The organism is Devosia faecipullorum (assembly GCF_015158295.1).
In the GTDB taxonomy this organism is placed as follows: domain Bacteria; phylum Pseudomonadota; class Alphaproteobacteria; order Rhizobiales; family Devosiaceae; genus Devosia; species Devosia faecipullorum.
Genome location: NZ_JACDXV010000003.1, coordinates 36,523 through 61,162, shown reverse-complemented (window position 1 = coordinate 61,162; position 24,640 = coordinate 36,523). Strand labels below are relative to the sequence as shown.

Genomic DNA, 24,640 nt, shown 5'->3' with positions numbered 1-24,640 from the left:
CGTCAGAATATCAACTAATTTATTTACATTCTGCAAGTGCGAGGTTTGGCTTTTTCCTAAAAGCAAATCGCGACGAACGGGCAAGTTGTGCGCGGATTGTGCTGATTCGGTGAGGTCAGGGGTGGCCGACATGTGTGCGTGTCTAATCCTGCTTGGGAGGCTTTGAGCATGGCGACGATGGATCTGGATGCTATTGACCGACGCATCCTCAAGGCGTTGCAGGAGGATGGCCGGATATCCAATACCGACCTCGCAAGTCGTATCGGCATGCCGGCAACGTCGCTGGGCGATCGACTGAAGCGCCTGCGTCGCAACGGCTATATTTTGGGCTTTAGCGCCAAGCTCAACCCGCAGCAATTGGGCTTCGGATTGCTGGTCTTCATCGAAGTGCTGCTTGACAAGACAACCCCGGACATTTTCGACCGCTTCGCTCAGGCGGTGCGCAATGCGCCAGAAGTACTCGAATGCCATATGGTCGGCGGAGGTTTTGACTATCTGATCAAGACGCGAATTGCCGATATGGCCACGTATCGTCAGTTTCTTGGCGAAGTCATCCTCACACTGCCAGGCGTAAAGGAAACGCGTACCTATGCGGTGATGGAGGAGGTCAAAAATGATGGCCCCTTGCCCATATAGGTTGAAAGGAACATGTCTCCCGCTGATCGCATGCATTCCGCGACACACCGCCTGTGGCAGCTCCGATGTTAGCGGTGGCCCGGCGTCCGGACGCGCCGGGCCGGCAATGATCTGCAAAGGGTGCCGAAGATGGCAGGCCGACATGCTTGGGGCGCCTGCGGTTGTGGACGTCGCAACCATTTGTGGAGCCGAAATGGGGCCGCGGACCCCAACCTGACAATTTCACAATAGCCCAGAAATGCAAACTGAACCGCGCCTGGTTTGCCGGAGGCTGTTTGGTCTAAGTTATGCGGCCATGGCCGATTGATCCAGTGCGGCGTAGTAATTTGCCTCGGCTTCGGCTGGTGGGATGTTTCCGATCGGCTCGAGCAGGCGCCGATTGTTGAACCAGTCGACCCATTCAAGCGTGGCGAACTCTACCGCTTCATAGCTGCGCCGGGGTCCGCGTCGATGGATGACCTCGGCTTTGTAGGGACCGTTGATAGTCTCGGCCAAGGCGTTGTCATGAGAGTCACCGACGCTGCCCACTGAAGGTTCGATGCCAGCTTTGGCCAGCCGCTCGGTGTACTTGATGGAGACGTATGGGCGAAATATGCGGAGGCTTTGCGTAGGATCTCGTTAGCCTGCCGCAGCTCCCGGTTCTCCCGCTCCAACGCCTTGAGCTTCTCGGATACCTCGCTGGGCACGCCAGCACGCCGACCACCATCGACCTCGGCCTTCTTCACCCAATTGCTCAGGGTGTGGGCCGAACAGCCGATCTTCTGGGAAACCGAAACCACGGCCGCCCAGCGCGACGGATACCCCCGCCATGTTCCAGCACGATCCGCAACTCCCGGGTCCGCACCTCGGGAGAAAACTTGTTCGTTGTCTTGCTCATCAGGCTCTATCCTACTTGGGAGTTAGAGCCTCCGGCAAACCCGGCGCGGTTCAGAGCCGCCTCCCGCCGACTGTGACCCTCCACGAACACAAACCGCCGAACCGCCCCATAAACCTCCACTGCGAAGATCCCCGGCGGCTCCCGCAAAGGAAACCAGCCTAACCACCGGACGACTTTTACGCCGCCCGCATCAGCGCAAATGCCGCCGCTCCGTGGCCTAACTTCTCACCGTATGCACACGCATCCTTTGATCCTTTCTCATCGACCAAAACTGTGCGTTGCGACCGTGTGCGCCTTGATCCACTCCCAGTCGTAGGTGACACCCAGGCCCGGGCCTTCGGGGACGGGGAAGCAGCCATCTTCGTCGACACCATCGAGTTCGTCGGAATAGTCGTCGGCATAGACTGGGGCAATTGCATTGCCACATTTCGGAGCGACCAGAGCGAGTTCGTAATAGTTGGAGTTTCGCATCGCCGACATACAGGCGCGGTGTGCCGGGCCTGACGCGTGGATTTCCACGTCGAGGCCAAAGGCCTCGCCCAAATGAGCAATCTTCATCGCCCCGGTGATCCCCATGTCGTATTCCGGGTCCGACCGAAGAAAGTCGGTGCCTTCGGCAGCGATCAAGTCGGCCTTCAACTCTAGGCCACGAATATGCTCGCCTTGCAGAAGCGGCGTCCGGATCATCTGGCGGAGTTTGCGATAGAGCTGTGCCGAGTGCCCGCCATCACGCATCGGGTCTTCGTACCACATGAAGCCGGCGTCATCGCAGGCGCGTCCGACCATCAGTGTGTCATGGAAGGTGCGGAGTTCGCAGGCAGGGTCCAGCATGAGCGCCATGCGGTCGCCGACCCGTTTGCCAAGCAGTCGCACGGCGGCCGCTTCCTCGACTGCATTGCCTTCGGTCCAGCCATGCATTTTGAAGGCGCGATAGCCCATATCGTAGCATTGTTCGGCGAATTCGGCATAGGCCTCGGGAGACGATAGCGCGCCATTGCGATCCCCATGGTAGGTGCTGGCATAGGTCGGGAGACGCTTGCGATAACCGCCGAGCATTTGTGACACCGACTGGTTGCTGCGTTTGCCCGCCAGATCCCATAGGGTGATGTCGATCAAACCAAGCCCCATGCGGTCCAGATGCCGCATCGAGCGTTTGAAATCGTCGTAGAATAATTCGCGCTCAAGCGCGTTCCGGCCAATCAGGTGGGGGGCCGTCGCGAGTACCTGAGATAGCGAGGTCTTGGTGCCCCCCCATTGCGCCACATATTCGCCGCGCGAACCATCATTGGTGCCAATAACTACGACAAATTTGGTCAGTTGGGTCTTGGCGCCGGGGTCGCAGACGATATTGAAACCGCTCGAGTCCATGCTGACATTGGGCATATCCCATGCGATTTCAGTGATTTCGACTAGATCAATACGGGGCATTACGTAACCTCGATGAATTGGGGGCGGTTAGCGGGGGCCTTCCACCAAATTGGGAAACCACAGCACGATGTCAGGCACCAATACGAGCGTGAGCAGTGCGAGGAAGAGGGGGATAATGAACACCCAGATTTCCTTGAAGATCAGGATGACGGGCGTTTTGGTCAGCGATCCGAGCACGAAGAGCAACATGCCGTAGGGCGGCGTCACCAGTCCGATCACGATATTGACGATAATAACGACACCGAAATGCACCGGGTCGATGCCGAGCGCGGTCACCGTTGGCAGCAATAGTGGAACGACGACCAGCAACAACACCGTCGTATCCAGGAAGCAGCCGGCCAGCAGAAAGATGACGTTGATGATGAGCAGGAACTGGATGGAATTGAGGTCCATGTCGATGATCGACATGGCCAGCAGGTCACCCAGATGCTCGGCAGCCACCGCGTAGTTGACGATGAAGGCGCCTGCGATCATCAGCATCACGGTGACGCAAGCACGCATGGATTCTGTGAAGATGGCCAGCAACATGCTGAATTTGAGCGTGCGAAACAACAGAAATCCCAACAGCAAAGCGTAGGCCCCTCCGATGGCCGCAGCTTCCGTTGGGGTGAAGGCACCACCCCAGATGCCGCCCAGCATCACCACCGGAACGGTCAATGGCAGGATGCCATTCAGCAAGGCCCATACGGTCTGGCTGCCCGACATTTTGACGCCGTCCGGCAAACCGCGCCAGCGAGCCACGATGGCAATGGTGGTCATCAACGTTAGCGAGATGAACAGCCCTGGAACGATGCCGCCGAGGAACATCGTTGAGATAGAGGTGTTGGCAATGACGCAGTAAAGCACCATGGCGATCGAAGGTGGGATGATCGGGCCCAGCGTTGCCGCTGCGGCCGATACTGCCACGGCAAACCCAGGCGGGTAGCCGCGGGCAATCTGCTGACGCACCGCCAAAAGGCCGGGGCCAGCAGCGTCGGCCAGGGCACTGCCGCTCATCGACGACATTGCCGCGTTGACCATGACCGTCACATGAGCGTCGCCGCCCCGGAAGCGGCCGACCATGGCGCTCATGGCGTTCCAGAGTCTATCGGTAATGCTAGCGGCATTCATCAGGTTGGCAGTTAGAATAAAGAGGGGGACAGCCAGCATGACGTAATTGCCATAGGTCGAAGTCATGACCTGTTCGGCGACCAGGCCAACATCTTGCCCACTCACCAGCAGATAGACGATCCCGCCAGCAAGCAGAGCAAAGGCAATCGGTACGCGGAAGGTCATGCCCACGGCAATGACCGCAAGCAGGGCGATGAATGAAAGACTCAATTGAATTCTCCCGGTATCTATCCGAAGGCGGCGCCGTGGATCTCGTGCTTATTCGGGTTGCTCGTGGCCGAGGGCGATCCTTAGGCCGCTCAACACCATCTTCACGCCGACGACCAATAGGAAGAACGGGAAGGTAACGAAGACATAAAAGTAAGGAATGTTCAGCGCTGGCGTACGCTGCCGGAGCATAAAAATCGTGTAGTCTAGGCAGGGCCAGACTGCGACGAGGAAGATGCCGCCAAAAACCAGACTAGCCACAATACTGACGAAGCGGGCAACGGGCGGCGGCAGCAGTTCGTAAACGACTTCGAAGCGGATTTGTTCTGACGGCTTTACCGCTAGGGCGGACGCAAAGAAAATCAGGATCGAAAACAGGATCACCGACAATTCGTCCGCCCATGGCAGAGGCATATGCAGGACGTAGCGCATGAAGACAGCCGCCACGAAAATGACGAAGACCACCGCGAGCAGGACAGAGGCGATGAGTTCAGCGCCTTTCGTAAGCGACTTGTTCATGATGCCCTCGATTACTGCACTGCGGCGATGCGATTGAGCAGACCCGCCGGCCAGCTCGTGGCGAGACCCGATTCAACGAAGCTGGCATTAACGGCGGCGCGGAACGGTTCGCGGTCAGGCTCAGCAACCTTGAGGCCATAGGCCCGCAGATAGTCCAGATCGTCCAGCTCCTGGGCAAGGCGCGCTTCGTCTTGCTCAACGAGCGTCTCGTTGGCGGCCTGGGTGACGACGTCCTGCTGTTCCGGGGTGAGCTTGTTCCAGGTGTCGGCCGACAGCACGAACACCACCGGCTGGATCATGTGGCCGGTGAGAATGAGCTGCTTGGTGACTTCTTCCATCTTGAAGGCGCGAATGATGCCGAGTGGGTTTTCCTGGCCATCAATTGCACCGGTACGCAGCCCGAGATAGACTTCGCCCAGAGCCATCGGGGTGGGGGTAACACCCAGGCCCTTCCCTAAGGTCTGCCAGGCGGGGGCACCAGGCATGCGCAGCTTGACGCCGGCGAGATCGGCGGGGCCGGTCACCTCCCGATCATCACGCAGCAGCATGTGGCGAGTGCCGCCATAGAGCACGCCGAGCACTTTGATGCCCAAATCATTGAGAAGGCGTTCGTTGAATTCCTGACCGATTTCGCCGTCGAACACGGCGCGAAAATGGGCGTGGTCGCGGAACAGGAAGCCCGAGCTGAAGATCGTGTATTCGGCGATCTGTTGTTCGATGTCTCCGGTATTGAGCACCGCGATGTCCAGATTGCCGCGCTGGATCGCCGGCAGCTCCTGCCCCTGCTTGAACAGTGTGAAATCGGTGAATATTTCCGACGTGATCTGGCCGTCGGTTCGTTCGGCCACCTTCTCAGCGAAATTACGGATATGGGGAACCATCATATCGTTGCCCGGATATTGCAGCGAAATGCGTAAATTCTGCTGCGCAAGGGACGGCGTTGCGGCCCCGAGTGATAGCCCTGCCAACGCAATGCCTGTCGCGGCCAGTGCACGAAATGCGAACATCTATTTCCTCCCATTGCGGCCAGCGGTCGAACGCCGACTCCAAGCCGCATCCTGCACGCCGACATTTTTGTGTCAACGATTTTAGATTGCCAAATGCAATTTAATCAACGCAACTCCACCTGCAGTCGAAATCAACATTGACTCATTAATGCACTTTGCATACAAGATGCGTTTATGAGCCAGTTTTCGAATGCCCCAGTAGCTATTCTCATTGCCCCCGAAGACAACGTCGCGGTGGTGTTGCGTGATTTCATGATTGGCGAGGCCGTGCTGGTCGGAGGTCGGCAAATGACCTGCGCCCAGTCGGTGCCGTCAGGCCACAAAATCGCGTTGGCCCCGATTGCTGCGGGCGAGAGCATAGTCAAATGCGGCGTGCCAGTCGGGGTAGCGCGGCACGCGATCACGCCTGGCGAACACGTCCACATCCATAATGTTGCCAGTCGGTACATTACCGACCACTAAGGAGCGGCGATCACAATGCAGGGTTATCTGAGGCAGGACGGCCGCAAAGGCATCCGCAACCATCTCCTCGTCGTTTATCTCGTGGAATGCGCACATCACGTTGCCAAGGTGATTGCCGCCCCCTTCGTCGAAGATGGGGTTCAGGTCATTGGCTTCCCCGGCTGCTTCGACAATGAATATGCGCAGGACATGCTGGCAGCCCTATGTACCCATCCCAATGTGGGCGGCGTGCTACTGGCGTCGCTGGGCTGCGAAATGTTCCGTGGCGCCGAGCTGCAGGAAATCATCCACAATAGTGGTCGGCCAGTGAAGCGCTTGGTCATTCAGCGCGTCGGGGGCACCCGCGCGACGGTCGAGCTTGGGCGCGAATGGGTGCGCGGCGCGCTGAACGAAATGCAGCAGACGCCGCGCGTACCGGTCTATCTTAGCGATCTGGTCATCGGCACCGAGTGCGGCGGCTCAGACGGCACCAGCATTCTCACTGCCAATCCGGCTGTGGGTCGCGCCTCCGACCTTCTGGTCGATGCCGGCGGAACCGTGCTGTTCGAAGAATTGGGTGAGCTGTTCGGTTGTGAAGATCATATGGCTGCACGCGCGGTCACCCCGGAACTGGGCTCCGAAATCACACGCGTCATGACCAAGGCACTCAGCTATTATGACCAAATGGGCCATTCGAGCTTTGGCGGTGGCAACGTCACGGGTGGATTATCGACGATTGAAGAAAAATCGGTCGGCGCCTATGCCAAGTCCGGCAACCGCCCGATCAGCGGGCTGGTCACGCCGGGCGTGGTCCCCACAGGCCGTGGTCTTTATCTGATGGATATGGTCAGCGACGGCACGGTTAAATATGGCATGCCCAATATCAATGACACGGCCAGCATCGTGGAATTGGTGGCCTGCGGGTGCCACATCATCCTGTTCACCACCGGCCGTGGTTCGGTGACCGGCTCGGCCATCGCTCCTGTGGTAAAAATATGCGCCAATCCCGAAACCTATGATCGCCTGAGTGATGACATGGATGTCAATGCCGGCAAGGTGCTACGTGGCGAGGCCGATCTTGACGATATCGCTCGCGAAATTGTTGCGGTGATCGAGCAGACGGCATCAGGGATCCCGACGCGCTCGGAGGATTTGGGGCATCAGGAATTTCATCTGACCTATAAGCACTTTGAAGCGCTGGGTCCGTCCTGTCTGCCTAATGTCGCCTGAGCGCTGGTCGAGTAGAGAAAGGCGCCAGCATGGACGAGGAACGCGAAGAGCCCCAGCAGCTGACACAGGTCGTTTACGACTTGCTGCGCACGCATCTGGATGCTCGTGCCCTTCCCGAAGGGCTGGTGTTGGGGGAAGCGGCAATTTCGCGTGCGCTCTCGGTCAGCCGCACACCGGTTCGCTCTGCCCTCGAGCAATTGCTGGCGCAGCAGCGCGTCGTTACCCACGCGGGCAGAGGCATGCTGGTCAGCTATGGCAATAAGGCGCCAGAGCCACTGCGACTTGACCTGGTCGATGCTGGTCTCCAAGTGCCGGAAACCGATGATTTCGGTTTTTCCGGTGGCGCCGAGCGAATCTATCCCGACGTCGAAAAAGTCCTGTCCTCCTGCGCAGCGTTTGGCCGCTTTCATGTCAATCAGACCGCGATGGCCAGTTTTTACGGGACCAGCAGAACCGTCGCCAGCGTGGTGCTCAACCAACTGGAACATGTTGGCCTGGTGAGGCAAGACCGCCATGCGCGCTGGTATGTCGAGCGGCTGACGGCACAGCGGGCCGCCGAGCATTACAGCATCCGCCAATTGCTGGAGCCCGAGGCGCTGCGACTGGCGGCACCGACGATTGATCAGGGCTTTCTGCGCCAATGCTGGGAGCGCCTTGTGACAGCGATGCAGCGGGGAATACACGCCGATCTCGCGCTCATTGACCAGATTGAACGCGACCTGCATTTCGATATCGTGCACCGTTGCCCCAATGCTCAGTTGGTCAAGATCATCAATGAGAGCCAACGCCCGCTGATTTCGACCAGCTACACCATCGAGCGCTATCACGACATCGAAGTGACCCACGGCACGCTGCCGCAGCATCTCAATGTCATGAACAGCTTGCTTGAAGGCAATTTTGACCGAGCGGGCGAAGCGCTGCGCTATCACCTTGAGCAGGCGTCGAAGGTCAATATTCCACGTCTCGAGAAACTACCGCCGCTCGATGCCGACCGGTACCCGCCCTATCTCACGCCCACCTCCTAATCTTTCTTCCGAACACGAGTTCTTCATGGCCAGTTCGCCCCAATCCACCGGGCCAGTATTTTCCGGTGTGTACCCGATGCAGTTCGCCTTTTTCGGCCCCGATGGCGCGCTTGATCGCGCAGCCATGCGCAAGCAGGTAGAAGGCTGCATCGGCTTTGGCGTTGACGGCATCGCGCTGCTTGGATTGGGCACCGAGGTCAACAAGCTCAGCACCGACGAGCGCCGTAAAGTTGTCGATTGGGTTGCGGAGGATGTGGCCGGGCGCGTGCCGCTCTGTGTCACCATCGCGGAAAACAGCATTCACGGGCAGCGAGACTTTGCGCGCTATGCGCAGGATGCTGGGGCCGCCTGGATTGTGCTGCAACCGCCTCAGGTGCGGGGCGTCGGCGAGGCGGAATATATCCGCTTTTTCAGCGGCGTTGCCGACGCCGTCAGCGTGCCGTTCGGCATCCAAAATGCTCCCGAATACACCGGCATCGGCGTCAGCAACGCTGCCATTGTCGAATTGGCGCGGCGTCACGCCAATTTCCGCGTATTGAAAGGCGAAGGTCCGGCGCTGCTCATCCGGCGCGCCATTGAGGAAACCGAGGGAAAACTGGCCGTGTTCAATGGCCGGGCGGGTCTGGAGTTGACCGACAACATCCGTGCCGGATGCGCAGGCATGATACCGGGCAGCGAAAGCGCCGATATCCAGAAGCGCATTTTTGATCACGCCACATCGGCTGATCCGGCCCGGCAAGCCGAGGCCGAGGCGCTTTATCGCCAGTTGCTGCCGATGGTGGTCTTCGTGATCCAGTCGCTGGAAAACTTTCTATGCTACGGCAAAGCGCTCGCTGCGGCACGTTTCGGCATCACCGATACCACCATTCGTGCGCCGGGCATCCTGCCGACCGAATTTGGCCTCGCTTCGCTCCGCCAGTCGGTGAGCGCACTCTTTCCTGACCTCGATCCTGGATTGATCCGTTGAGCGTGCTCATTTCGGTTGGCGACGCCGAGGCGTTTGCTGCTACGTTGCTCGAGGCAGCAGGTCTTGAACAGCAACTGGCGGCATCGGTGGCAAATGTGCTGGTTGCCGCCGACCGGCTGGGGCATCGCACCCATGGCCTGGCGCTGCTGGCGCCCTATCTGACACAAATTGAAACCGGCAGCATGGCGTTGAGCGGCGCGCCAGAGGTGCTGTCCGATTCAGCGACGACATTTCACTGGAAGGCCAATCGCCTCCCAGGAGCCTATGTGCTGACTGCGGCAATCGACGAGCTGGCGCGCCGGGCGCAGCACCATCCTGTGGTGACCTCAAGTATTGCCGAGTGCTTCCATATCGGCGCGCTGCAGGTCTATCTGGAGGCGGCTACACGGCACGATCTCATCTGCCTCATGGCCACTACTGATCCCTCTGTCCGCTCGGTCGCGCCGTTTGGCGGCATTGAGCCTGTGCTGACCTCCAACCCCATGGCCTGCGGTATTCCCACGCGAGGCGACCCCATCCTGATTGATCTCTGCACCTCGACCATCAGCAATGCTGGAGCGATGGGCTATGCCGCTCAAGGCCATAGATTGCCGGGGCCGTGGCTGCTGGATAATCAGGGGCAAGCCAGCGATAACCCGGCGGTGCTGTCGGCCACGCCAAAGGGAACGCTGTTGCCGCTGGGCGGGACCGATCTTGGCTATAAGGGCTTTGGCTTGGGCATCATGGTGGAGGCACTGGCCTTGGCCCTCAGCGGCTATGGCCGCACCACCGCGAACCAAATGTTCGGCGAAGGTGTCTTTGTGCAGTTGATCAATCCAGCCCACTTTGCCGGTCGGGAGATGTTCCTCGATGAGATGCAAGGTCTGGTTGATGCCAGCCACGCCAGCCAACCCGTGCCCGGTGGCGCCTCAGTGCGCATGCCCGGAGAACGCGCGCTCGGGCGCCGACGGCAGGTTGATGCCGACGGGCTGCAACTACCCCTGAGCCTGCTCGCCACCCTGCAGCCATGGCTAACGAAATTTGGCGTTGACCGACCCGGCGCGTCGCATCACGAGGTTGGATGATGAGCCGATATTCCGTAGCCGCACTCACCGATTTTGCTGCTGAAGTCTTCGAAAAGACCGGCCTGGCCTCTGGCCGTGCAAAGGTCATGGCACAGGTGCTTGTGGAAGGGGATTTGCTGGGGCACAGCACGCACGGTCTCGCGCTGCTGGAGCTGTATGCCGATGAACTGGCGAGCGGGGCAATGGCCGCGACCGGGGACCCGGATACTCTGTCTGATCGCGGTGCCGCCATCGCCTGGAACGGCAAGCGCCTGCCTGGGCCCTGGCTGGTTACCCAGGCGCTGGTGCTCGCGTCGGAACGCGCCCGCCAATATGGCATGTGCACGGTCACCATCCAGAAGAGCCACCATATCGCCGCCCTTGCTGCCTATCTCCAGCCGGTGGTTCAGCAGGGCCTGGTGGCGATCATCATGTCGTCTGATCCCAATGCTCGTTCTGTCGCGCCCTTTGGCGGCTCGGCTTCGGTCATGACACCCAACCCCATCGCCGCCGGCTGGCCCACGCGCGACGGGTTGGTGGCGCTCGATGTGTCGATGTCGGTAACCGCTGCCGGCGTGGTGGCGCGCCATGCGCGAGCCGGACAGAAACTGCCGCATGCGTGGTTGCTCGACAAGACCGGCAAGCCGACCGACGATGCCGCGATTCCGCTGGGTGACGGCGGCGGCTCGGTACAGGCGCTTGGTGGCATGGACGCCGGCCACAAAGGCTTTGCGCTCGGCCTCTGGGTCGAGGCGATGACCAGTGCGCTGTCCGGCTATGGTCGGTCGCAGCCCGCCGCCGGCAAAATCGGGGCATCGGTGATGGTGCAGGTTATCGATCCGAGCGCCTTTGGCGGACTGGACGCCTTCACCGAAGAGAGTGGCTACATGGTCGACGCCTGTCATGCGTCGACCCCGGCCGATCCGGCCAAACCGGTTCGCGTTCCCGGGGAGGCAGGTCTGGCCAGAAAGCGGGCGGCCCAATCCCTGGGTGTCAACCTGCACCCTGAGATTCCAGCACAGTTGGAGAAAGTTGGCGAGCGCTTCAGCTTAAAAGTACCTAACCCACTGTAAGAAGACGATTTTTCTCTTTTTACTTCCCAACACAGTTTGTATGATTTCTTCACATTGGAACAGCCATGAATAATATTGACTTGAACGGCCAGGTGGCCGTGATCACCGGCGGCGCCCAGGGGCTGGGCTTTGCCATGGCACACCGGTTTCTGGCGTCCGGCGCCAAGGTCAGCCTGTGGGATCGGGATGCCGTCGCGCTGGACAAGGCCGTGGTGGCGCTCGGCGCGGGCGCCTCGAGCAAGACCGTGGATATTACTGATCTCCCGGGGCTTACCCAGGCGCATGCCGAAGTCGAGACTGAGGTCGGGCGCGTATCCATTCTGGTCAATTCGGCGGGTATTGCGGGCAACAATGCGTCGCTGGAAGACTATGATCCGGACGAATGGCGCAAGGTTGTCGAGATCAATTTGAACGGCACATTCTACGTCAATAAAGTGGTGATCCCGTCGATGAAGGCAGCCAATTATGGCCGGATCGTCAACATCTCCTCAGTCGCGGGCAAGGAGGGCAATCCCAACCTGTCTGCCTATTCCGCCGCCAAGGCCGGGGTGATCGGGCTCACCAAGTCCCTGGGCAAGGAGCTGGCCAAATACGACATTGCGGTCAATGCAATCACCCCAGCCACGGCCAAGACACGCATCCTTGAGACGCTGACAGAAGAATTCATCAACTACATGCTGGTGCGCATTCCCCGCGGGCGGTTCCTTGAAGTCGACGAAGCTGCAGCAATGGCGGCCTGGCTGGTCAGCAAAGACAACAGCTTCACCACCGCGTCGGTGTTCGACCTCTCCGGTGGACGCACAACATACTGACGGCTTCCACCCGACCGATGCAGAGCGGGGGCTTTCACTTTGTCCCCGCTGATATGCCAAATGGACTTTCCCCGCTTCAGTGGAGAGGCATTAGCTCGTTTGTCGCGTCCGGTTCTCGAACTGTACCGGGCTTTGATAGCCGAGGGCGGAGTGTCGCCTCACAGGGTTGTAGAAGCCGTCGATGTAGCGAGCAATGGCCTGCTCGGCATCTTGTCTTGTCTGGAAGCGTGTGCGCCAGACCAACTCGGATTTGATGGTTTTGAAGAAGGCCTCGACCATGGCGTTATCGTAGCAATTTCTCTTTCCCGACATTGAGATGCGGATGCCGTGTCGGCGCAGATCGCCTTGATAGTCCACAGCACAATATTGGCTGCCGCGGTCCGAGTGATGGATCAGGCCGGCCTCTGGCTGGCGGATAACCAGCGCCTTTTTGAGGGCCGACAAAGGCAGAGCGCGACGCAATCGGCCGCTGGTGGCCCAGCCGACAATGCGGCGGGCGACGAGATCATTCTCACGCATCAGTCGGGCCGTGCGCCGGCGACCGACAGGATGACCATTATCCCGCAACTTCCGCGTCATGCGTGGGCTGCCACAAGTGCCATTGGAGAGCTTGAATGCTGATCGAATATGGGCAAGCAGCACCATATCCTGCCCTTGGCGCTGACAGGCCGGGCGATCCTTCCAGGCGTCGAACCCGCTCGCGCTGACGCCAAGCAGCTTGCACATGCGGCTGATGGGGAACTCTGCCTTCTTCGCATCGATGAAGATGAACCTCATCGACTTCCCTCCTTGGCGAAAAAAGCGGTGGCCTTCTTGAGGATGTCGCGCTCTTGCCGAAGAATTTCATTCTCCCGGCGCAGCCGTTCCAACTTGGCCGCCACATCTTCCGTACCGGGCTTGGGCGGCTTATCGATCAACCGGTCCCGGCTGCGGCCGATCCAGCGCACCAGCGTCGAAAGCCCGATCCCCAAATCGGCCGCGACCTCGCGCCGCGTGCGCCCGCTCGTCTGCACCAGACGAACAGCCTCAGCTTCAAACTCGGTCGTAAATCGTCTCTGTACCATCGTCGAGTTCCTCATCCTTCATAGGGAATTCTCCACTTTCCCGAAGCAAGTCCACTCTCCATCGCTGCGCTATCCCAGACATTGCCAGACCGGCTCATCGAGCAGGTGATGCCATGGTCAGCCATCAGCCGCTGGAACTGCTCGGATGTATGTTGGCTACCCTGGTCGGTGTGGTGCAGTAAGCGCGTCCACGGCACGCCTGGCGGCCTTGATCAGCGTCAAGGTGTCATTTGGAGGCCTCCGGGATGTCCACGGTCATGGAGACGTTGCGCTGGGGCCCGTCGTCGTCGTTGAACTGGGACGTGTGTATGAAGTCGGTCGCCAAGCCACGGCACCGAATCTTCTCGCCCAAGCGGGTGGCGTAGCCGCCGACTGCCTGCTCCATCTCGACCTTCGCCTCCAACCGCCGGCCGGGCGATCGAATGACGGCGCATCCCTTACGCCGTGGGGCCACCGTTTCGAGACCAATGCATGGGCGGCCATTGAGTTCGTGGATGATGCGCTCTCCGGCAATTGTCATGATCTGACGCGCCAGTTTCGCCTCCATGTAGAGCAACTGACTGCCAACCGTATGCCGAGGCGCCAGGCTTCAAATGGCTGGCGCGACCAACGCCCAGAGGTCACCCACCGGGAAATCGGCCATAACGCGAGCCGGATCAGCAGGGTCTATGAGGTCTAGTACGCCGGCCGACACCTTCTTTGGCTGCCTTGTTGGCGAGCTGAGCCAGGCTCTTCGTCGAGCCGATGCCGACGCACGTGGGAATGCAGTCATTGTTGGCGTCGTCGACCGCAGGTCGCCAGCGCCAACAATAAGTCGAGGTTCTTCGGTCACGTCGGACGGTATGTCGAAAACGCTTGGTTTCCGCCATATTTTGGCGACGACAGCGTGTCGCTCAAGTGTTGCCCCGGTGCTGCCCAGAAAAACGAAAGGCCGAGCGCTTGGCCCGGCCTTTTGATCGTAACCTCTTGATCTAACAAGAGGGTTTTTGGAGCGGGCGATGGGATTCGAACCCACGACCCTAACCTTGGCAAGGTTATGCTCTACCCCTGAGCTACACCCGCGCTCCATGTCTCCGGCCCTTGTAGTGGCGGCGACGGGCGCTATATGCCTAATCGCTGGACCGATTGCAACCCAGTTTTTTGCGTGACCGTCATCTTCTCGCCGGCCTGTGGGAAAGAGGGCTTGCCACCGGCCCGCCGCTGGGGGCAAAAAGGCCCGTATTGCAAGCCCTGAACCTGATTGAAAGCTGTTTGCTATGACTGTTTCTCTCGATGGCGTCCCCGCAGCAGCGCCCAATGCAGCGGATCTGGTGCGCGATGGCAGCGATGCCGGCTTCAAGGCCGATGTCATCGATGCCTCCCGCGAGGTGCCGGTGCTGGTCGATTTCTGGGCTCCCTGGTGCGGACCCTGCCGCCAGCTCGGTCCGGCCATCGAAAAGGTGGTGACCGAAAAGGCCGGTCAGATCCGGCTGGTCAAGATCAATATCGACGAGCATCCCCAGATTGCCGGACAATTGGGCGTGCAATCCATTCCCGCCGTCTTCGCCTTTGCCGGCGGCCGTCCGGTCGATGGCTTCATGGGCGCCATGCCGGAGGGCGAGGTGCGCCGTTTCGCCGAAAAGGTCATCGCTGCCGCCGGAGCGCCGCAGCCGCCAGCCGATTCGCTGGAAAGCCAGATCGCCGAGGCCCTCAAAATGGCCGAGGCGGCGCGCGACGCGGGCGAATTGGGACAGGCGGCGCAGATCTATGACATGATCATGCAGCGCGTGCCGGACCATGAAGAAGCCATTATCGGGCTGGCCGGCCTCTATATGGGCGCCGGAGAGGCCGATCAGGCCCAGGCGGTTCTTGACCTGTTGCCCGAGGACAAGCGCGGCAGCGACGCCTATGCGGCGCTGATCAATGCCATCCGCCTCAAGGAGGAAGCCTCGGGTCTTTCCGAAGCATCGGCGCTGGAAACGGCCCTTGCTGCCGATCCGGACAATCACCAGGCCCGGTTCGACCTGGCCATCGTGCTCAATGCCGAGGGCAAGAAGATCGAGGCCGCCGAGGCGCTGGTGACGATCCTGAGGAAGGATCGGACCTGGAACGAGGACGGCGCCCGCAAGAAGCTGCTGGAGCTGTTCGAGGCCTGGGGTCCGAAAGACCCGGCCACGCTCAAGGGCCGGCGACTGCTCTCCACCGCGCTGTTTTCCTGAGCGGGGAACTTCGTTCATGCCCAGGCGTCCCGCCCAGCCTTCCGACCTGCCGGTTTCGGTGCCGCTCTTTCCCCTGAGCGGGGCGCTGCTGCTCCCCTTTGCCCATCGTCCGCTCAATATTTTCGAGCCGCGCTTTATCGAGATGATCGACGCGGTGCTGGGCGGGGAGAGGCTGGTCGGGCTGATCCAGCCCCAGGATACCAGCGAAGAAAGCCCCAAGGGGCAGGCGCCGCTCGAGGATGTCGGCTGTCTGGGGCGGCTGACCCATTTCGAGGAAAGCGGCGACGGGCGCTATTTCATCATCCTTGAGGGGGTGACGCGCTTTAAAATAGTGCGCGAACTGGCGGTGGGTAGCCCGTTCCGGCAGGCCGAAATCAGCGCCGCGGACTTTGCCTCCGATTTCACCCGTGATTTCGGGGAGGAGGCGGTGGATCGCGCCCGCTTCGTCAAGATGATGCGCGACTATGCCGAATTCGCCAATATCGAGCTCAATTGGGAAGAGATCGAGAGTACCGGCACCGCGGATCTGGTCAATTTCTGCTGCATGGTCTCCCCGCATGGCGCTGCCGAAAAGCAGGCTCTGCTGGAAGCGCCCTCGCTGGAGGCGCGGGCCGAGACGCTGATCGCCATCACCGAATATGAAATGGCGCGCGGCTCCGCTGCGCCGCTCAATTGATGGCTGACCCGGCCGAGGAAAAACGCTTCCGGCTCGATCCGCGCATGCTCGAAATGCTGGTCTGTCCGCTGACCAAGACCCGGCTGACCCTGTCGGCAGACCGCAGCGAATTGATTTCGGTCGCCGCGCGCCTCGCCTTTCCCATCGTGCGGGGCGTGCCGCTCTTGAGTCTCGATGAGGCGCGCTCAATCGATCCTGAGGAATTGGCGCGATTGTCGCGTGGCCTGCGCTAAATCGGTAGCCCGCTCAAGAGGCGCGGGCCGGACGTGCCCGCCGCAGCCCGGATCAGGGCCGACTTGACCGGCAGGGCGCGATCCACCAGTCCCAGGCCGAAATCGCGCAGTGCCCGCAAGGGGGCCGCGTCATTGGAAAACAGCCGGTTCATGCCGTCGGTCACCGCCGCCATGGAGGCGGTGTCGAGGCGCCGCCAGGCCTGGTAGCGCTCCAGAACCGTTTCCTCGCCATGGTCGAGCCCCAGCCGCATGGCGTCCACCACCACTTCGGCCAGCGCCGCCACGTCCTTGAGGCCCAGATTGAGGCCCTGACCGGCAATGGGATGCACCACATGGGCGGCATCGCCCACCAGCGCCAGGCGCGGACCGATAAAGCCGCGCGCCAATTGCAGGCGCAGCGGAAAGCCGGCCAATTGATCTTCCAGCGTGACCGCCCCGAGGCTCGATCCCATCACCGCTTCGATTTCGAGCGCCAGCGCCTCGGGCTCCATGGCGAGGAAGCGCGGAGCGGCGTCGCTGGCTTCCGACCAGACCAGCGAGGAGCGATTGCCGGGCAGGGGCAGGCTGGCAAAGGGGCCGGAAGGGCGGAAATGCTCATAGGCAATGCCCTCATGAGGCAATTCGTGCGCAATCGTCGCCACCAGGCCGGTCTGCCGGTAATCATGGCTCCAGGTGGCAATGCCGGCGCGCTGGCGCAGGCCCGATTGAGCGCCATCGGCGGCAATGATGAGCGGCGCTGTCAGCGTCCGTCCGTCTTCAAGGTCCAGCCGCGCCAAGGCGCCGGCGCCGGACCAATTGCTGATCGTCGCCGGTGCCACAAGATCGAACAGGCCCGTACTGGCTTTGATCAGGGCCGCGGCGCTGGCCTGATTGGGCACCATGTGGGCAAAGGCCTCGCCCGGCGCGATTTCGCCGTCAAATTGCAGAAAGAGCGGCCGCGCCAGATCGCCATGGCCCGAATCGGTGATGCGCATGGCAGCAATGGGTTGCGCCTGCTTCTCCATATCCGGCCAGACGCCCAACGCCTCGAATATATGGCGCATGCCGGCGGCAATGGCCGAAGCCCTATTGTCGCGCGGCACGCTGAGCGGTCGCCGGTCCACCAGCGCCAGGCGTATCCCCGGGGCCGAACGCCCCAGCGCCAAAGCCAGGGTCAGCCCGACCGGGCCGCCGCCTACGATGATGACGTCATAGCGAAGGGACTGGGGCTGGCTCATTTTCACGCTCCGTCATTTGGTTTCTTTTCTGTCCCCGACAAGCCGAAAGCAAGTGCAGGCTTGCCGCAGCAATGTGGCGTCTAAAAAATAAGCAACATTGATGTTGTTGCGCTATTTTTAGGCGGTTTCTTGCCTGGAGCCATGCCGCTGGAAACCTTGGGTCGCCGTTGATTGGTGATTAAGTCTTTTAATTTCAAAGGATTGATGCGTTTCACGGCGCTTTGGCACGGCGCTTGAGTCCCTGATCCTGTCGCATTGGCGCAGGCAGAAAGGGGCATTCATGAAACTGATCATCGCCATCATCAAACCATCACGGCTGGAAGAGGTCCGTCAGGCGCTGAACGTGCTCGACATTCACGGCATGACCGTGACCGAGGTGAAGGGCTATGGCCGCCAGAAGGGCCATTCGGAGATTTATCGCGGCACCGAATATGCCGTGCATTTCCTGCCCAAGCTCAAGATCGAGATCGCCACCGATGACGAACTGGCGGACGCGGTGGGTATCGCCATCCGCGACGCGGCCCAGACCGGCCGCATCGGCGACGGCAAGATCTTCATACTCGACCTGGTTGCCGTCACCCGCATCCGTACCGGCGAAACCGGCGCCGCGGCGCTCTAGGCCGCTTCCACGAGGAACTCACATCATGTCAATAAAGACGTCCAAAATCCTGGGAAGCGCCGCCCTGGCCGCCCTGTTGTCGACCCTGCCGGCGCTTGGTCAGGACATTGCCGCCGAAATGCCGTCCGCCCTCGAGGCGGTCGCTGCCATCGACGCCGGCGACACCGCCTGGATGCTGGTCTCGACCCTGCTGGTCATCCTCATGACCATTCCCGGCCTCGCCCTGTTTTATGGCGGGCTGGTGCGGTCCAAGAACATTCTTTCCATCCTCACCCAGGTCTTTGCCGGCTTTGCGCTGATCGCCCTGCTCTGGGTGAGCTATGGCTATTCGCTGGCCTTTGCCGGGTCTGGAACCGGTGGATTTTCGGCCTTTATCGGCGATTTTTCCAATCTGTTCCTCGGCGCGACCGGCCCGGATGCGGTGTTCGGCACCATTCCCGAACTGGTGTTCGTGGTGTTTCAACTCACGTTCGCCTGTATTACCGCCACCCTCATTGTCGGCGGTATTGCCGAGCGGATGAAATTCGGCGCGGTCATGGCGTTCCTCGCCCTCTGGTTCACCTTCTCCTATTTGCCCATTGCCCATATGGTGTGGTCGGAGGCCGGATTGTTCTTCCAGATGGGGGCGCTCGATTTCGCCGGCGGCACCGTGGTGCATATCAATTCGGGAATTGCCGCTCTGGTCGCCGCCATCGTGCTGGGACCGCGCCTCGGCTTCATGAAGGAGCCGATCCCGCCGCATAACCTGGTCTTCGTCTTTATCGGGGCGAGCCTGCTCTGGGTCGGCTGGTTCGGTTTCAACGCCGGCTCGGCCCTTGCCGCCAATGGCATTGCCGCCCAGGCCTTTCTCAATACGATCACCGCGCCGGCCGCCGCCGCTCTCGCCTGGACCCTGGCCGAAAAGCTCACTCGCGGCCATGCCTCGGCGCTGGGGGCCTTTTCCGGCGCCGTTGCCGGGCTCGTCGCCATCACCCCGGCCGCCGGCTTTGCCGGTACGTTGGGCGCCTTCGGGCTGGGCGCTCTTGCCGGGCTTGTCTGTCTCTGGGCCGTACTCAGCCTCAAGCCCTGGCTCAAATATGACGATTCGCTCGATGTCTTCGGCATTCATGGCATTGGCGGCATTATCGGCGCCATCGGCACGGCGATCGTCGCCGATCCGATTCTGGGGGGCTTTGGCGGCGACGGCTATGCCATGGGCGGGCAGTTGGTGACTCAGATACTGGCGGTCATTGTCGCTATTGTCTGGTCGGCGCTGGTGACCCTTGTCGCCCTTCTGGTGGTCAAGGCTTTGTTCGGTGGCCTGCGCGTCTCCGATACCGGAGAAAGCGACGGGCTCGATCTCTCCACCCATGGCGAGCGCGCCTATAATTGAGTCGAATTTCCGGGTGGCGGGGCGCCGCCATCCGGGCCCTTTCTCGATGGTTAGCATGCGATTAACCACACAGGGTTAGCATGAGGCCATATCGGCCCATCCTCGGTTTGCGGGCCGGCAAAGAGTAATGCGTGTCCATGCCCAGCCATCCCGTTCCCATGATCGACGATGTCCGTCCCGCCCCGACGCGGCGCGGGAAAACTTCTTCCGGCCGGAGCGCCAGCGCCCCGAAGCCGCCGCCGGCCATCGCCATTCATATTCCGTTGCGCCTCGCGGGCCTGCTGGTTCTGGCCTTGTGCGCCCTGATCCTGGTGTCGCTGGCCTCCTGGTCGGTGGACGATCCCTCGCTGTCGCTGGCCACCAATAAGGTCGCCGCCAATTGGCTGGGTTTTCCCGGCGCGGTGATTGCCGATCTCTGCTTCCAGTTTCTGGGGCTCGCCAGTCTGGTCATGGTGGTGCCGCTGGCCTTGTGGGGCTGGGCCATGGTGCGCCGCCATGCCGTCACAAGCATGGGCATGCGCCTTGCCGCCTGGCTGGGCGCGGTCCTGCTCTTTTCGGGGGTTTTCTCCTTCATCGCCATGCCCGAAAGCTGGCCCCTGCCCACCGGGCTCGGCGGGCTGGCCGGGAGCCTCTTCACCTTCCTCGCAGGCATGATTGCCGGGTCCGAGCCGCAGCCGGTCACCTCCGTGCTCTTTGCCATCATTCTGTCCGCGCCGGCCCTGGCGCTGTTCTGGATTGCCATGGGCCTGGGCGCGACCGTGCCGACCCGTGCGCCCAAGCCGGGCACCGCCCGCAGGGCGGAGGCCGATGACGAGCGCGAGCCCAATCCGGTCGTCGAAGTGGCCATGGGCGCCATCGTGCATATGGGCTATTCGCTGCGCACCGCCTTCCGGCGCGCCCGCGTCGCCCATGAAGAACGCCGCGCCGCCGAAGTCATGGACGATTTCGCCCATGCCGCCGAGCCCGCCATGGATGGCGCTCCCGAGGACATGGGGCAGCGCGAGCCGGTCATCGTCGCGCCGCAGCGCCATATCCATGCGCCGCGCCAACCGGTCGAGCCGAGCTTTGAACCTATTGTCGAGCCGAGTTTCGAGCCGAGCGCCCGCATCCTGGCGCAGCCCGATTACGATGATGCCGCCATCGACTATCCCGACGAGCCGGATGACGACGCCGTGCCCTTCGTGCCCGATGCGCCCGTGCCCTCGCGCACCCAGCGCGGCGATTCTCGCTTCCATCCCATCGATCCGGCGGCCCCGCGCGTTCCGGTGGCGGCGCCCGCGCCCCGTCCGGTGCAGGGTCAACGCGTGTTCCGCGAGGCCCAGGGTTCGCTTCTGGACGAGCCGCATGGGTTCGAACTGCCCGCGCTCAGCCTGCTGGCCGAGCCCAAGCGCGCTGGTCCCTTGCCCGAGCATGCGCCGGCCCGGCTCGAGGACATGGCGCGCCAGCTCGAAGCGGTATTGCAGGATTTCGGGGTCAAGGGCGACATCATCAATGTCCGGCCGGGTCCGGTCGTCACCCTGTTCGAACTCGAACCGGCCCCGGGCATCAAGTCATCGCGCGTCATTTCGCTGGCCGACGACATTGCCCGCTCGATGAGCGCCATTTCCGCCCGCGTCGCGGTGGTGCCGGGCCGCAATGCCATCGGCATCGAATTGCCCAATCACAGCCGCGAGACCGTCTATTTCCGCGAAATGCTGGCCTCGTCCGATTTCGAGAAGATGAAGGGCAAGCTGCCGATCTGCCTGGGCAAGACCATTGGCGGCGAGCCGGTGATCGCCGACCTCGCCCGCATGCCGCATCTGCTGATCGCCGGCACGACCGGCTCGGGCAAGTCGGTGGGCATCAATACCTTCATTCTCTCCCTGCTCTATCAGATGACGCCCGAGCAGTGCCGCATGATCATGATCGATCCGAAAATGCTCGAACTCTCGATCTATGACGGCATTCCCCATCTGCTGACCCCGGTGGTCACCGATCCGCAAAAGGCGGTGGTGGCGCTCAAATGGGCGGTCCGCGAGATGGAAGACCGCTATCGCAAGATGAGCAAGATCGGTGTGCGCAATATCGATGGCTTCAACCAGCGCGTCTCCGAGGCGGCCAGCGAAGGGCGCACCATTACCCGCACCGTGCAGACCGGCTTCGACCGCGAAACCGGCGAGGCGATCTATGAGAGCGAGGAATTCGATCTCAAGCCCTTGCCCTATATCGTCATCATCGTCGACGAAATGGCCGACCTGATGATGGTCGCGGGCAAGGACATCGAAGGCGCCATCCAGCGCCTGGCCCAGATGGCCCGCGCCGCCGGCATCCATATCGTCACCGCCACCCAGCGCCCGTCCGTGGACGTCATCACCGGCACGATCAAGGCCAATTTCCCCACCCGCATCTCCTTCATGGTGACCTCCAAGATCGACAGCCGCACCATTCTGGGCGAGCAGGGGGCCGAACAGCTGCTGGGCAATGGCGACATGCTCTACATGGCCTCGGGCGGCCGCACCAAGCGCCTGCACGGCGCCTTCGTCTCCGACGCCGAGGTCGAGGCCGTGGTCACTCACCTCAAGAGCCAGGGCACGCCCGACTATCTCGACAATATCACCGAGGAAGATGAGGAAGGCGGCGAGTTCGGCGGCGACGCCACGAGTGAAAGCGGCGGCGGCTCGGGCGACGAGCTTTACGACAAGGCCGTCCATATCGTTCTGACCGACAAGAAAGCCTCGACCTCCTATGTGCAGCGCCGTCTCGGCGTCGGCTATAACAAGGCCGCGACCCTGATCGAGCGCATGGAGCGCGAAGGGGTGATCAGCGCCGCCAATCATGCGGGCAAGCGCGAAATCCTCGTCGGCAACAATGCCGATGGCTATTGAACCTTGACTGGCTCAGGCGCCGGCTTCGCGCCTGAGCCAGAAAGCTATTGGCAGTGCTTTTCGCCCGCCTCGGCCCGGAATTGCCGCGGGCCGACCATGCCCGCAGCGCCTTTGTCCTCGGCATCGACGATGGTGACGATAAGGGTGCAATTGCCCGCCTTGACCTCGAACCTGTCGGGTTCGCTCAGGATGATGGAATCCACGGGGCTGGAAATGCCCAAAACCTCGACCGCCGCGCCAAGGGCCGCCACGAATTCGGCCTGCCGCTGATAATGGGGCGGCAGCGCCGCCAGCGCCGGGGCACTGGCCAAAGCGGCGAGAAGCAGTGCGGGTGCGATTGATTTCATCCTGATAAATCTCCAGATGACAAAGGGGACGGGAACTTTCCACCTGTTGCCGTAATTGCTGCCTAGGTTACGCTGAACCAATGCCTTGCGAGGACGTTATTCCATGATTCGACGCCATGCCCTGATTCTTGGTTTCGCCGCCGCTCTTGCTCCCGCCTTGCCGGCGCTGGCGCTGGATCGGGCGCTGAGCCCGGAAGAGCAGCAACTCATTGCCGAGATCAATGCCCATAATTCGGCGATCCGCACCATGGTGGGGCGCTTCCTGCAGATCGACACCAATGGCGGACGCACCGAGGGCACCTTCTTTCTCGAACGCCCCGACAAGGTCACTTTTCGCTATGCCCCGCCGAGCCGGGAGGAAATCGTCTCGCAGGGCAGGGGCTTTTACGTGCTCGACCGGCGCGAGGAAACCTATTACGCCTATCCGCAGGACACGATCCCGCTGCGTCAATTCCTCGGAAGCAATATCGACCTGCTCAATGCCAATGTGCTCGATGTGACTTTGTCGGACGGCTATCTGTCGGTGACGGTCATCGACAATACCGTCGCCGGCACGGTGCAGGTGTCGCTGATCTTTGACATCGACACCAAGGATCTGGCGCAATGGACGCTGGTCGAACCCTCGGGTGCCGAGCTGACCTTTTCGCTCTACGACGTGCAAAAGGATGTGCAGATTCCGCCCGCCTTCTTCTCCATTCCCTCGACCTATAAGAGCCGCGACCCGGCCAATGGCTGAGCGATAGCCCGCAAAAAGAAGCCGCCCGATGGGCGGCTTTTTTGTATTTGGAGGCCAGATTGCCTCTCTGATCCGGATGGTGACGCTGGCAGGCTCGGAAAGGCCTAAATCTAAAGCCCGAAACCGAGGATGGCGATCAGGCCCGCGCCGCCCACCACGATCCGCCACCAGGCGAAGGGCGCGAAGCCGTGGCGCGAGACGAAATCGAGCAGATATTTGACCACCAGCGCCCCGACCACGAAGGAGGCGGCAAAGCCGATGGCGATATTGAGCCCCAGGCTCATGTCGATCAGCTCGCGGCTTTTGTAGAGATCATAGCCGAAGGCCCCGATCATGATCGGCAGGGCGATGAAGAAGGTGAATTCGGCCGCCGAGCGCTTGGTGGCCCCGAACAGCATGGCCCCGACCACCGTGGCGCCCGAGCGCGACACACCCGGGATGAGCGCCACCATCTGGAAGAGGCCGATGATCAGCGCCAGATGCCAGGGGAAATCATAGATGTCGTCATAGGTTTCGCGCTTGGGCATGCGGTCGACCGCGAGCAGCACGACGCCGCCGACCAGCAGCGATATGCAGATGACCAGCGGGGTTTCGTACAGCACCTGCTGGATATAATCGCGGAACAGCACGCCGGCCAAAGCCCCCGGAACGCTGGCCAGAATTACCGCCAGAGCGAAATGCCAGGCATAGGCTTTCCCCGAAAAGGCATCGCGGATCAGGATGGCGAGTCTGGTGAAATAAATCGTCAGCACCGCCAGGATCGCCCCGAGCTGGATCAGCACGATAAAGGTCGCCGGCTGGCGCAAGCCGAAGAAGTGTCCGGCCAGAAGCAGATGGCCGGTGGAACTGACCGGCAGGAATTCGGTAAGCCCTTCGACAATTCCCAGCACCAGGGGCACAAAAAGACCTTGATCGGCGTTCATCTGATCCCCTAACTCG

General features: G+C 61.3%; 24 protein-coding genes, 1 tRNA gene and 4 pseudogenes. 15 read left to right on the top strand and 14 right to left on the bottom strand.

The window, feature by feature from the left end; all coding sequences use genetic code 11:
• The first annotated feature begins 177 nt into the window (after nt 1-177).
• Complete coding sequence (locus H0482_RS09630) at nt 178-636, top strand: Lrp/AsnC ligand binding domain-containing protein (RefSeq protein ID WP_193730024.1); 459 nt, start codon at nt 178-180, stop codon at nt 634-636.
• A gap of 285 nt (nt 637-921) precedes the next feature.
• On the opposite strand, the pseudogene H0482_RS17030 reads toward H0482_RS09630, so the two are convergent.
• From H0482_RS17030 to dctP, 6 genes and pseudogenes are all read right to left on the bottom strand, one after another.
• Nucleotides 922-1,218, bottom strand: a pseudogene (locus tag H0482_RS17030) (integrase core domain-containing protein); the annotation flags it as partial.
• A 95-nt stretch (nt 1,219-1,313) separates the two neighbouring features.
• Nucleotides 1,314-1,361, bottom strand: a pseudogene (locus H0482_RS17025) (hypothetical protein); the annotation flags it as partial.
• Between the two features lie 410 nt (nt 1,362-1,771).
• Nucleotides 1,772-2,941 (bottom strand): enolase C-terminal domain-like protein, encoded by a 1,170-nt coding sequence (locus tag H0482_RS09620; protein ID WP_193729842.1) that lies wholly within the window; start codon nt 2,939-2,941, stop codon nt 1,772-1,774.
• A gap of 27 nt (nt 2,942-2,968) precedes the next feature.
• On the bottom strand, nt 2,969-4,261 hold the full coding sequence (locus tag H0482_RS09615) for a TRAP transporter large permease (protein ID WP_193729841.1): 1,293 nt from the start codon (nt 4,259-4,261) through the stop codon (nt 2,969-2,971).
• 48 nt (nt 4,262-4,309) lie between these two features.
• Nucleotides 4,310-4,777, bottom strand: coding sequence for a TRAP transporter small permease (locus H0482_RS09610; RefSeq protein WP_193729840.1), 468 nt, complete (start codon nt 4,775-4,777; stop codon nt 4,310-4,312).
• A gap of 11 nt (nt 4,778-4,788) precedes the next feature.
• The gene (gene dctP / locus H0482_RS09605) at nt 4,789-5,784 is read right to left on the bottom strand and encodes a TRAP transporter substrate-binding protein DctP (protein WP_193729839.1); all 996 of its coding nucleotides are present in this window, start codon (nt 5,782-5,784) and stop codon (nt 4,789-4,791) included.
• Between the two features lie 174 nt (nt 5,785-5,958).
• Here dctP and H0482_RS09600 point away from each other — a divergent pair, with 174 nt between their 5' ends.
• The 7 genes from H0482_RS09600 (at nt 5,959) to H0482_RS09575 (ending at nt 12,375) form a co-directional block, all read left to right on the top strand.
• The gene (locus tag H0482_RS09600) at nt 5,959-6,246 is read left to right on the top strand and encodes a UxaA family hydrolase (RefSeq protein WP_193729838.1); all 288 of its coding nucleotides are present in this window, start codon (nt 5,959-5,961) and stop codon (nt 6,244-6,246) included.
• Between the two features lie 15 nt (nt 6,247-6,261).
• Nucleotides 6,262-7,455 carry a UxaA family hydrolase gene (locus H0482_RS09595; RefSeq protein WP_193729837.1) on the top strand — a complete coding sequence of 398 codons (1,194 nt, stop codon included), beginning with the start codon at nt 6,262-6,264 and terminating at the stop codon, nt 7,453-7,455.
• A 29-nt stretch (nt 7,456-7,484) separates the two neighbouring features.
• Entirely contained in the window at nt 7,485-8,480 is a 996-nt protein-coding gene (locus tag H0482_RS09590) for a GntR family transcriptional regulator (RefSeq protein ID WP_193729836.1), read from the top strand.
• A complete protein-coding gene (locus H0482_RS16565) occupies nt 8,440-9,447 on the top strand; it encodes a dihydrodipicolinate synthase family protein (RefSeq protein WP_330998251.1) in 1,008 nt (335 codons plus the stop codon). The genes H0482_RS09590 and H0482_RS16565 overlap by 41 nt, the downstream gene beginning before the upstream one ends.
• Before the next feature lie 2 nt (nt 9,448-9,449).
• Nucleotides 9,450-10,511, top strand: a complete 1,062-nt coding sequence (locus H0482_RS09585; RefSeq protein WP_330998250.1) for an Ldh family oxidoreductase — start codon at nt 9,450-9,452, stop codon at nt 10,509-10,511.
• Entirely contained in the window at nt 10,511-11,563 is a 1,053-nt protein-coding gene (locus H0482_RS09580; protein WP_193729834.1) for an Ldh family oxidoreductase, read from the top strand. Before H0482_RS09585 ends, H0482_RS09580 begins: the two co-directional genes overlap by 1 nt.
• A 65-nt stretch (nt 11,564-11,628) precedes the next feature.
• A complete protein-coding gene (locus H0482_RS09575; RefSeq protein WP_193729833.1) occupies nt 11,629-12,375 on the top strand; it encodes an SDR family NAD(P)-dependent oxidoreductase in 747 nt (248 codons plus the stop codon).
• A gap of 90 nt (nt 12,376-12,465) precedes the next feature.
• Here H0482_RS09575 and H0482_RS09570 read toward each other — a convergent pair.
• The 4 genes and pseudogenes from H0482_RS09570 to H0482_RS09555 form a co-directional block, all read right to left on the bottom strand.
• Nucleotides 12,466-13,439 (bottom strand): annotated as a pseudogene (locus H0482_RS09570) (IS3 family transposase).
• A gap of 35 nt (nt 13,440-13,474) precedes the next feature.
• Nucleotides 13,475-13,621, bottom strand: a pseudogene (locus H0482_RS09565) (IS3 family transposase); the annotation flags it as partial.
• A 44-nt stretch (nt 13,622-13,665) separates the two neighbouring features.
• On the bottom strand, nt 13,666-13,995 hold the full coding sequence (locus tag H0482_RS09560; protein ID WP_193729832.1) for a DNA polymerase Y subunit UmuC family protein: 330 nt from the start codon (nt 13,993-13,995) through the stop codon (nt 13,666-13,668).
• A 431-nt stretch (nt 13,996-14,426) separates the two neighbouring features.
• Nucleotides 14,427-14,501 (bottom strand) — tRNA-Gly (locus H0482_RS09555).
• A gap of 194 nt (nt 14,502-14,695) precedes the next feature.
• Between H0482_RS09555 and H0482_RS09550 the strand changes: the two genes are divergently transcribed.
• The 3 genes from H0482_RS09550 to H0482_RS09540 are packed head-to-tail and all read left to right on the top strand — an operon-like array spanning nt 14,696 to nt 16,546.
• Entirely contained in the window at nt 14,696-15,637 is a 942-nt protein-coding gene (locus tag H0482_RS09550; RefSeq protein ID WP_193729831.1) for a thioredoxin family protein, read from the top strand.
• A gap of 16 nt (nt 15,638-15,653) precedes the next feature.
• Complete coding sequence (locus tag H0482_RS09545) at nt 15,654-16,313, top strand: LON peptidase substrate-binding domain-containing protein (protein WP_193729830.1); 660 nt, start codon at nt 15,654-15,656, stop codon at nt 16,311-16,313.
• Nucleotides 16,313-16,546, top strand: a complete 234-nt coding sequence (locus H0482_RS09540; protein WP_193729829.1) for a Trm112 family protein — start codon at nt 16,313-16,315, stop codon at nt 16,544-16,546. Before H0482_RS09545 ends, H0482_RS09540 begins: the two co-directional genes overlap by 1 nt.
• Here the strand turns inward: H0482_RS09540 and H0482_RS09535 are convergent.
• Nucleotides 16,543-17,763 carry an FAD-dependent monooxygenase gene (locus tag H0482_RS09535; RefSeq protein ID WP_193729828.1) on the bottom strand — a complete coding sequence of 407 codons (1,221 nt, stop codon included), beginning with the start codon at nt 17,761-17,763 and terminating at the stop codon, nt 16,543-16,545. The genes H0482_RS09540 and H0482_RS09535 overlap by 4 nt on opposite strands.
• 80 nt (nt 17,764-17,843) lie before the next feature.
• A complete protein-coding gene (locus H0482_RS09530) occupies nt 17,844-18,041 on the bottom strand; it encodes a hypothetical protein (RefSeq protein ID WP_193729827.1) in 198 nt (65 codons plus the stop codon).
• Nucleotides 18,042-18,043: 2 nt separating this feature from the next.
• On the opposite strand from H0482_RS09530, the gene H0482_RS16560 reads away from it, so the two are divergent.
• The 3 genes from H0482_RS16560 to H0482_RS09515 all read left to right on the top strand — a co-directional run bounded on the left by H0482_RS16560 (nt 18,044) and on the right by H0482_RS09515 (nt 22,618).
• The gene (locus tag H0482_RS16560) at nt 18,044-18,382 is read left to right on the top strand and encodes a P-II family nitrogen regulator (protein ID WP_193729826.1); all 339 of its coding nucleotides are present in this window, start codon (nt 18,044-18,046) and stop codon (nt 18,380-18,382) included.
• Between the two features lie 25 nt (nt 18,383-18,407).
• On the top strand, nt 18,408-19,754 hold the full coding sequence (locus H0482_RS09520) for an ammonium transporter (protein ID WP_193729825.1): 1,347 nt from the start codon (nt 18,408-18,410) through the stop codon (nt 19,752-19,754).
• A 137-nt stretch (nt 19,755-19,891) separates the two neighbouring features.
• Nucleotides 19,892-22,618 (top strand): DNA translocase FtsK, encoded by a 2,727-nt coding sequence (locus H0482_RS09515; protein WP_230989569.1) that lies wholly within the window; start codon nt 19,892-19,894, stop codon nt 22,616-22,618.
• Between the two features lie 44 nt (nt 22,619-22,662).
• Here H0482_RS09515 and H0482_RS09510 read toward each other — a convergent pair whose 3' ends face one another.
• A complete protein-coding gene (locus H0482_RS09510) occupies nt 22,663-22,965 on the bottom strand; it encodes a hypothetical protein (protein WP_193729824.1) in 303 nt (100 codons plus the stop codon).
• 103 nt (nt 22,966-23,068) lie between these two features.
• Here H0482_RS09510 and H0482_RS09505 point away from each other — a divergent pair, with 103 nt between their 5' ends.
• A complete protein-coding gene (locus H0482_RS09505) occupies nt 23,069-23,701 on the top strand; it encodes a LolA family protein (protein ID WP_193729823.1) in 633 nt (210 codons plus the stop codon).
• Nucleotides 23,702-23,811: 110 nt separating this feature from the next.
• Here the strand turns inward: H0482_RS09505 and H0482_RS09500 are convergent, their stop codons facing one another.
• Nucleotides 23,812-24,624 carry an undecaprenyl-diphosphate phosphatase gene (locus tag H0482_RS09500; protein WP_193729822.1) on the bottom strand — a complete coding sequence of 271 codons (813 nt, stop codon included), beginning with the start codon at nt 24,622-24,624 and terminating at the stop codon, nt 23,812-23,814.
• Nucleotides 24,625-24,640 lie beyond the last annotated feature (16 nt).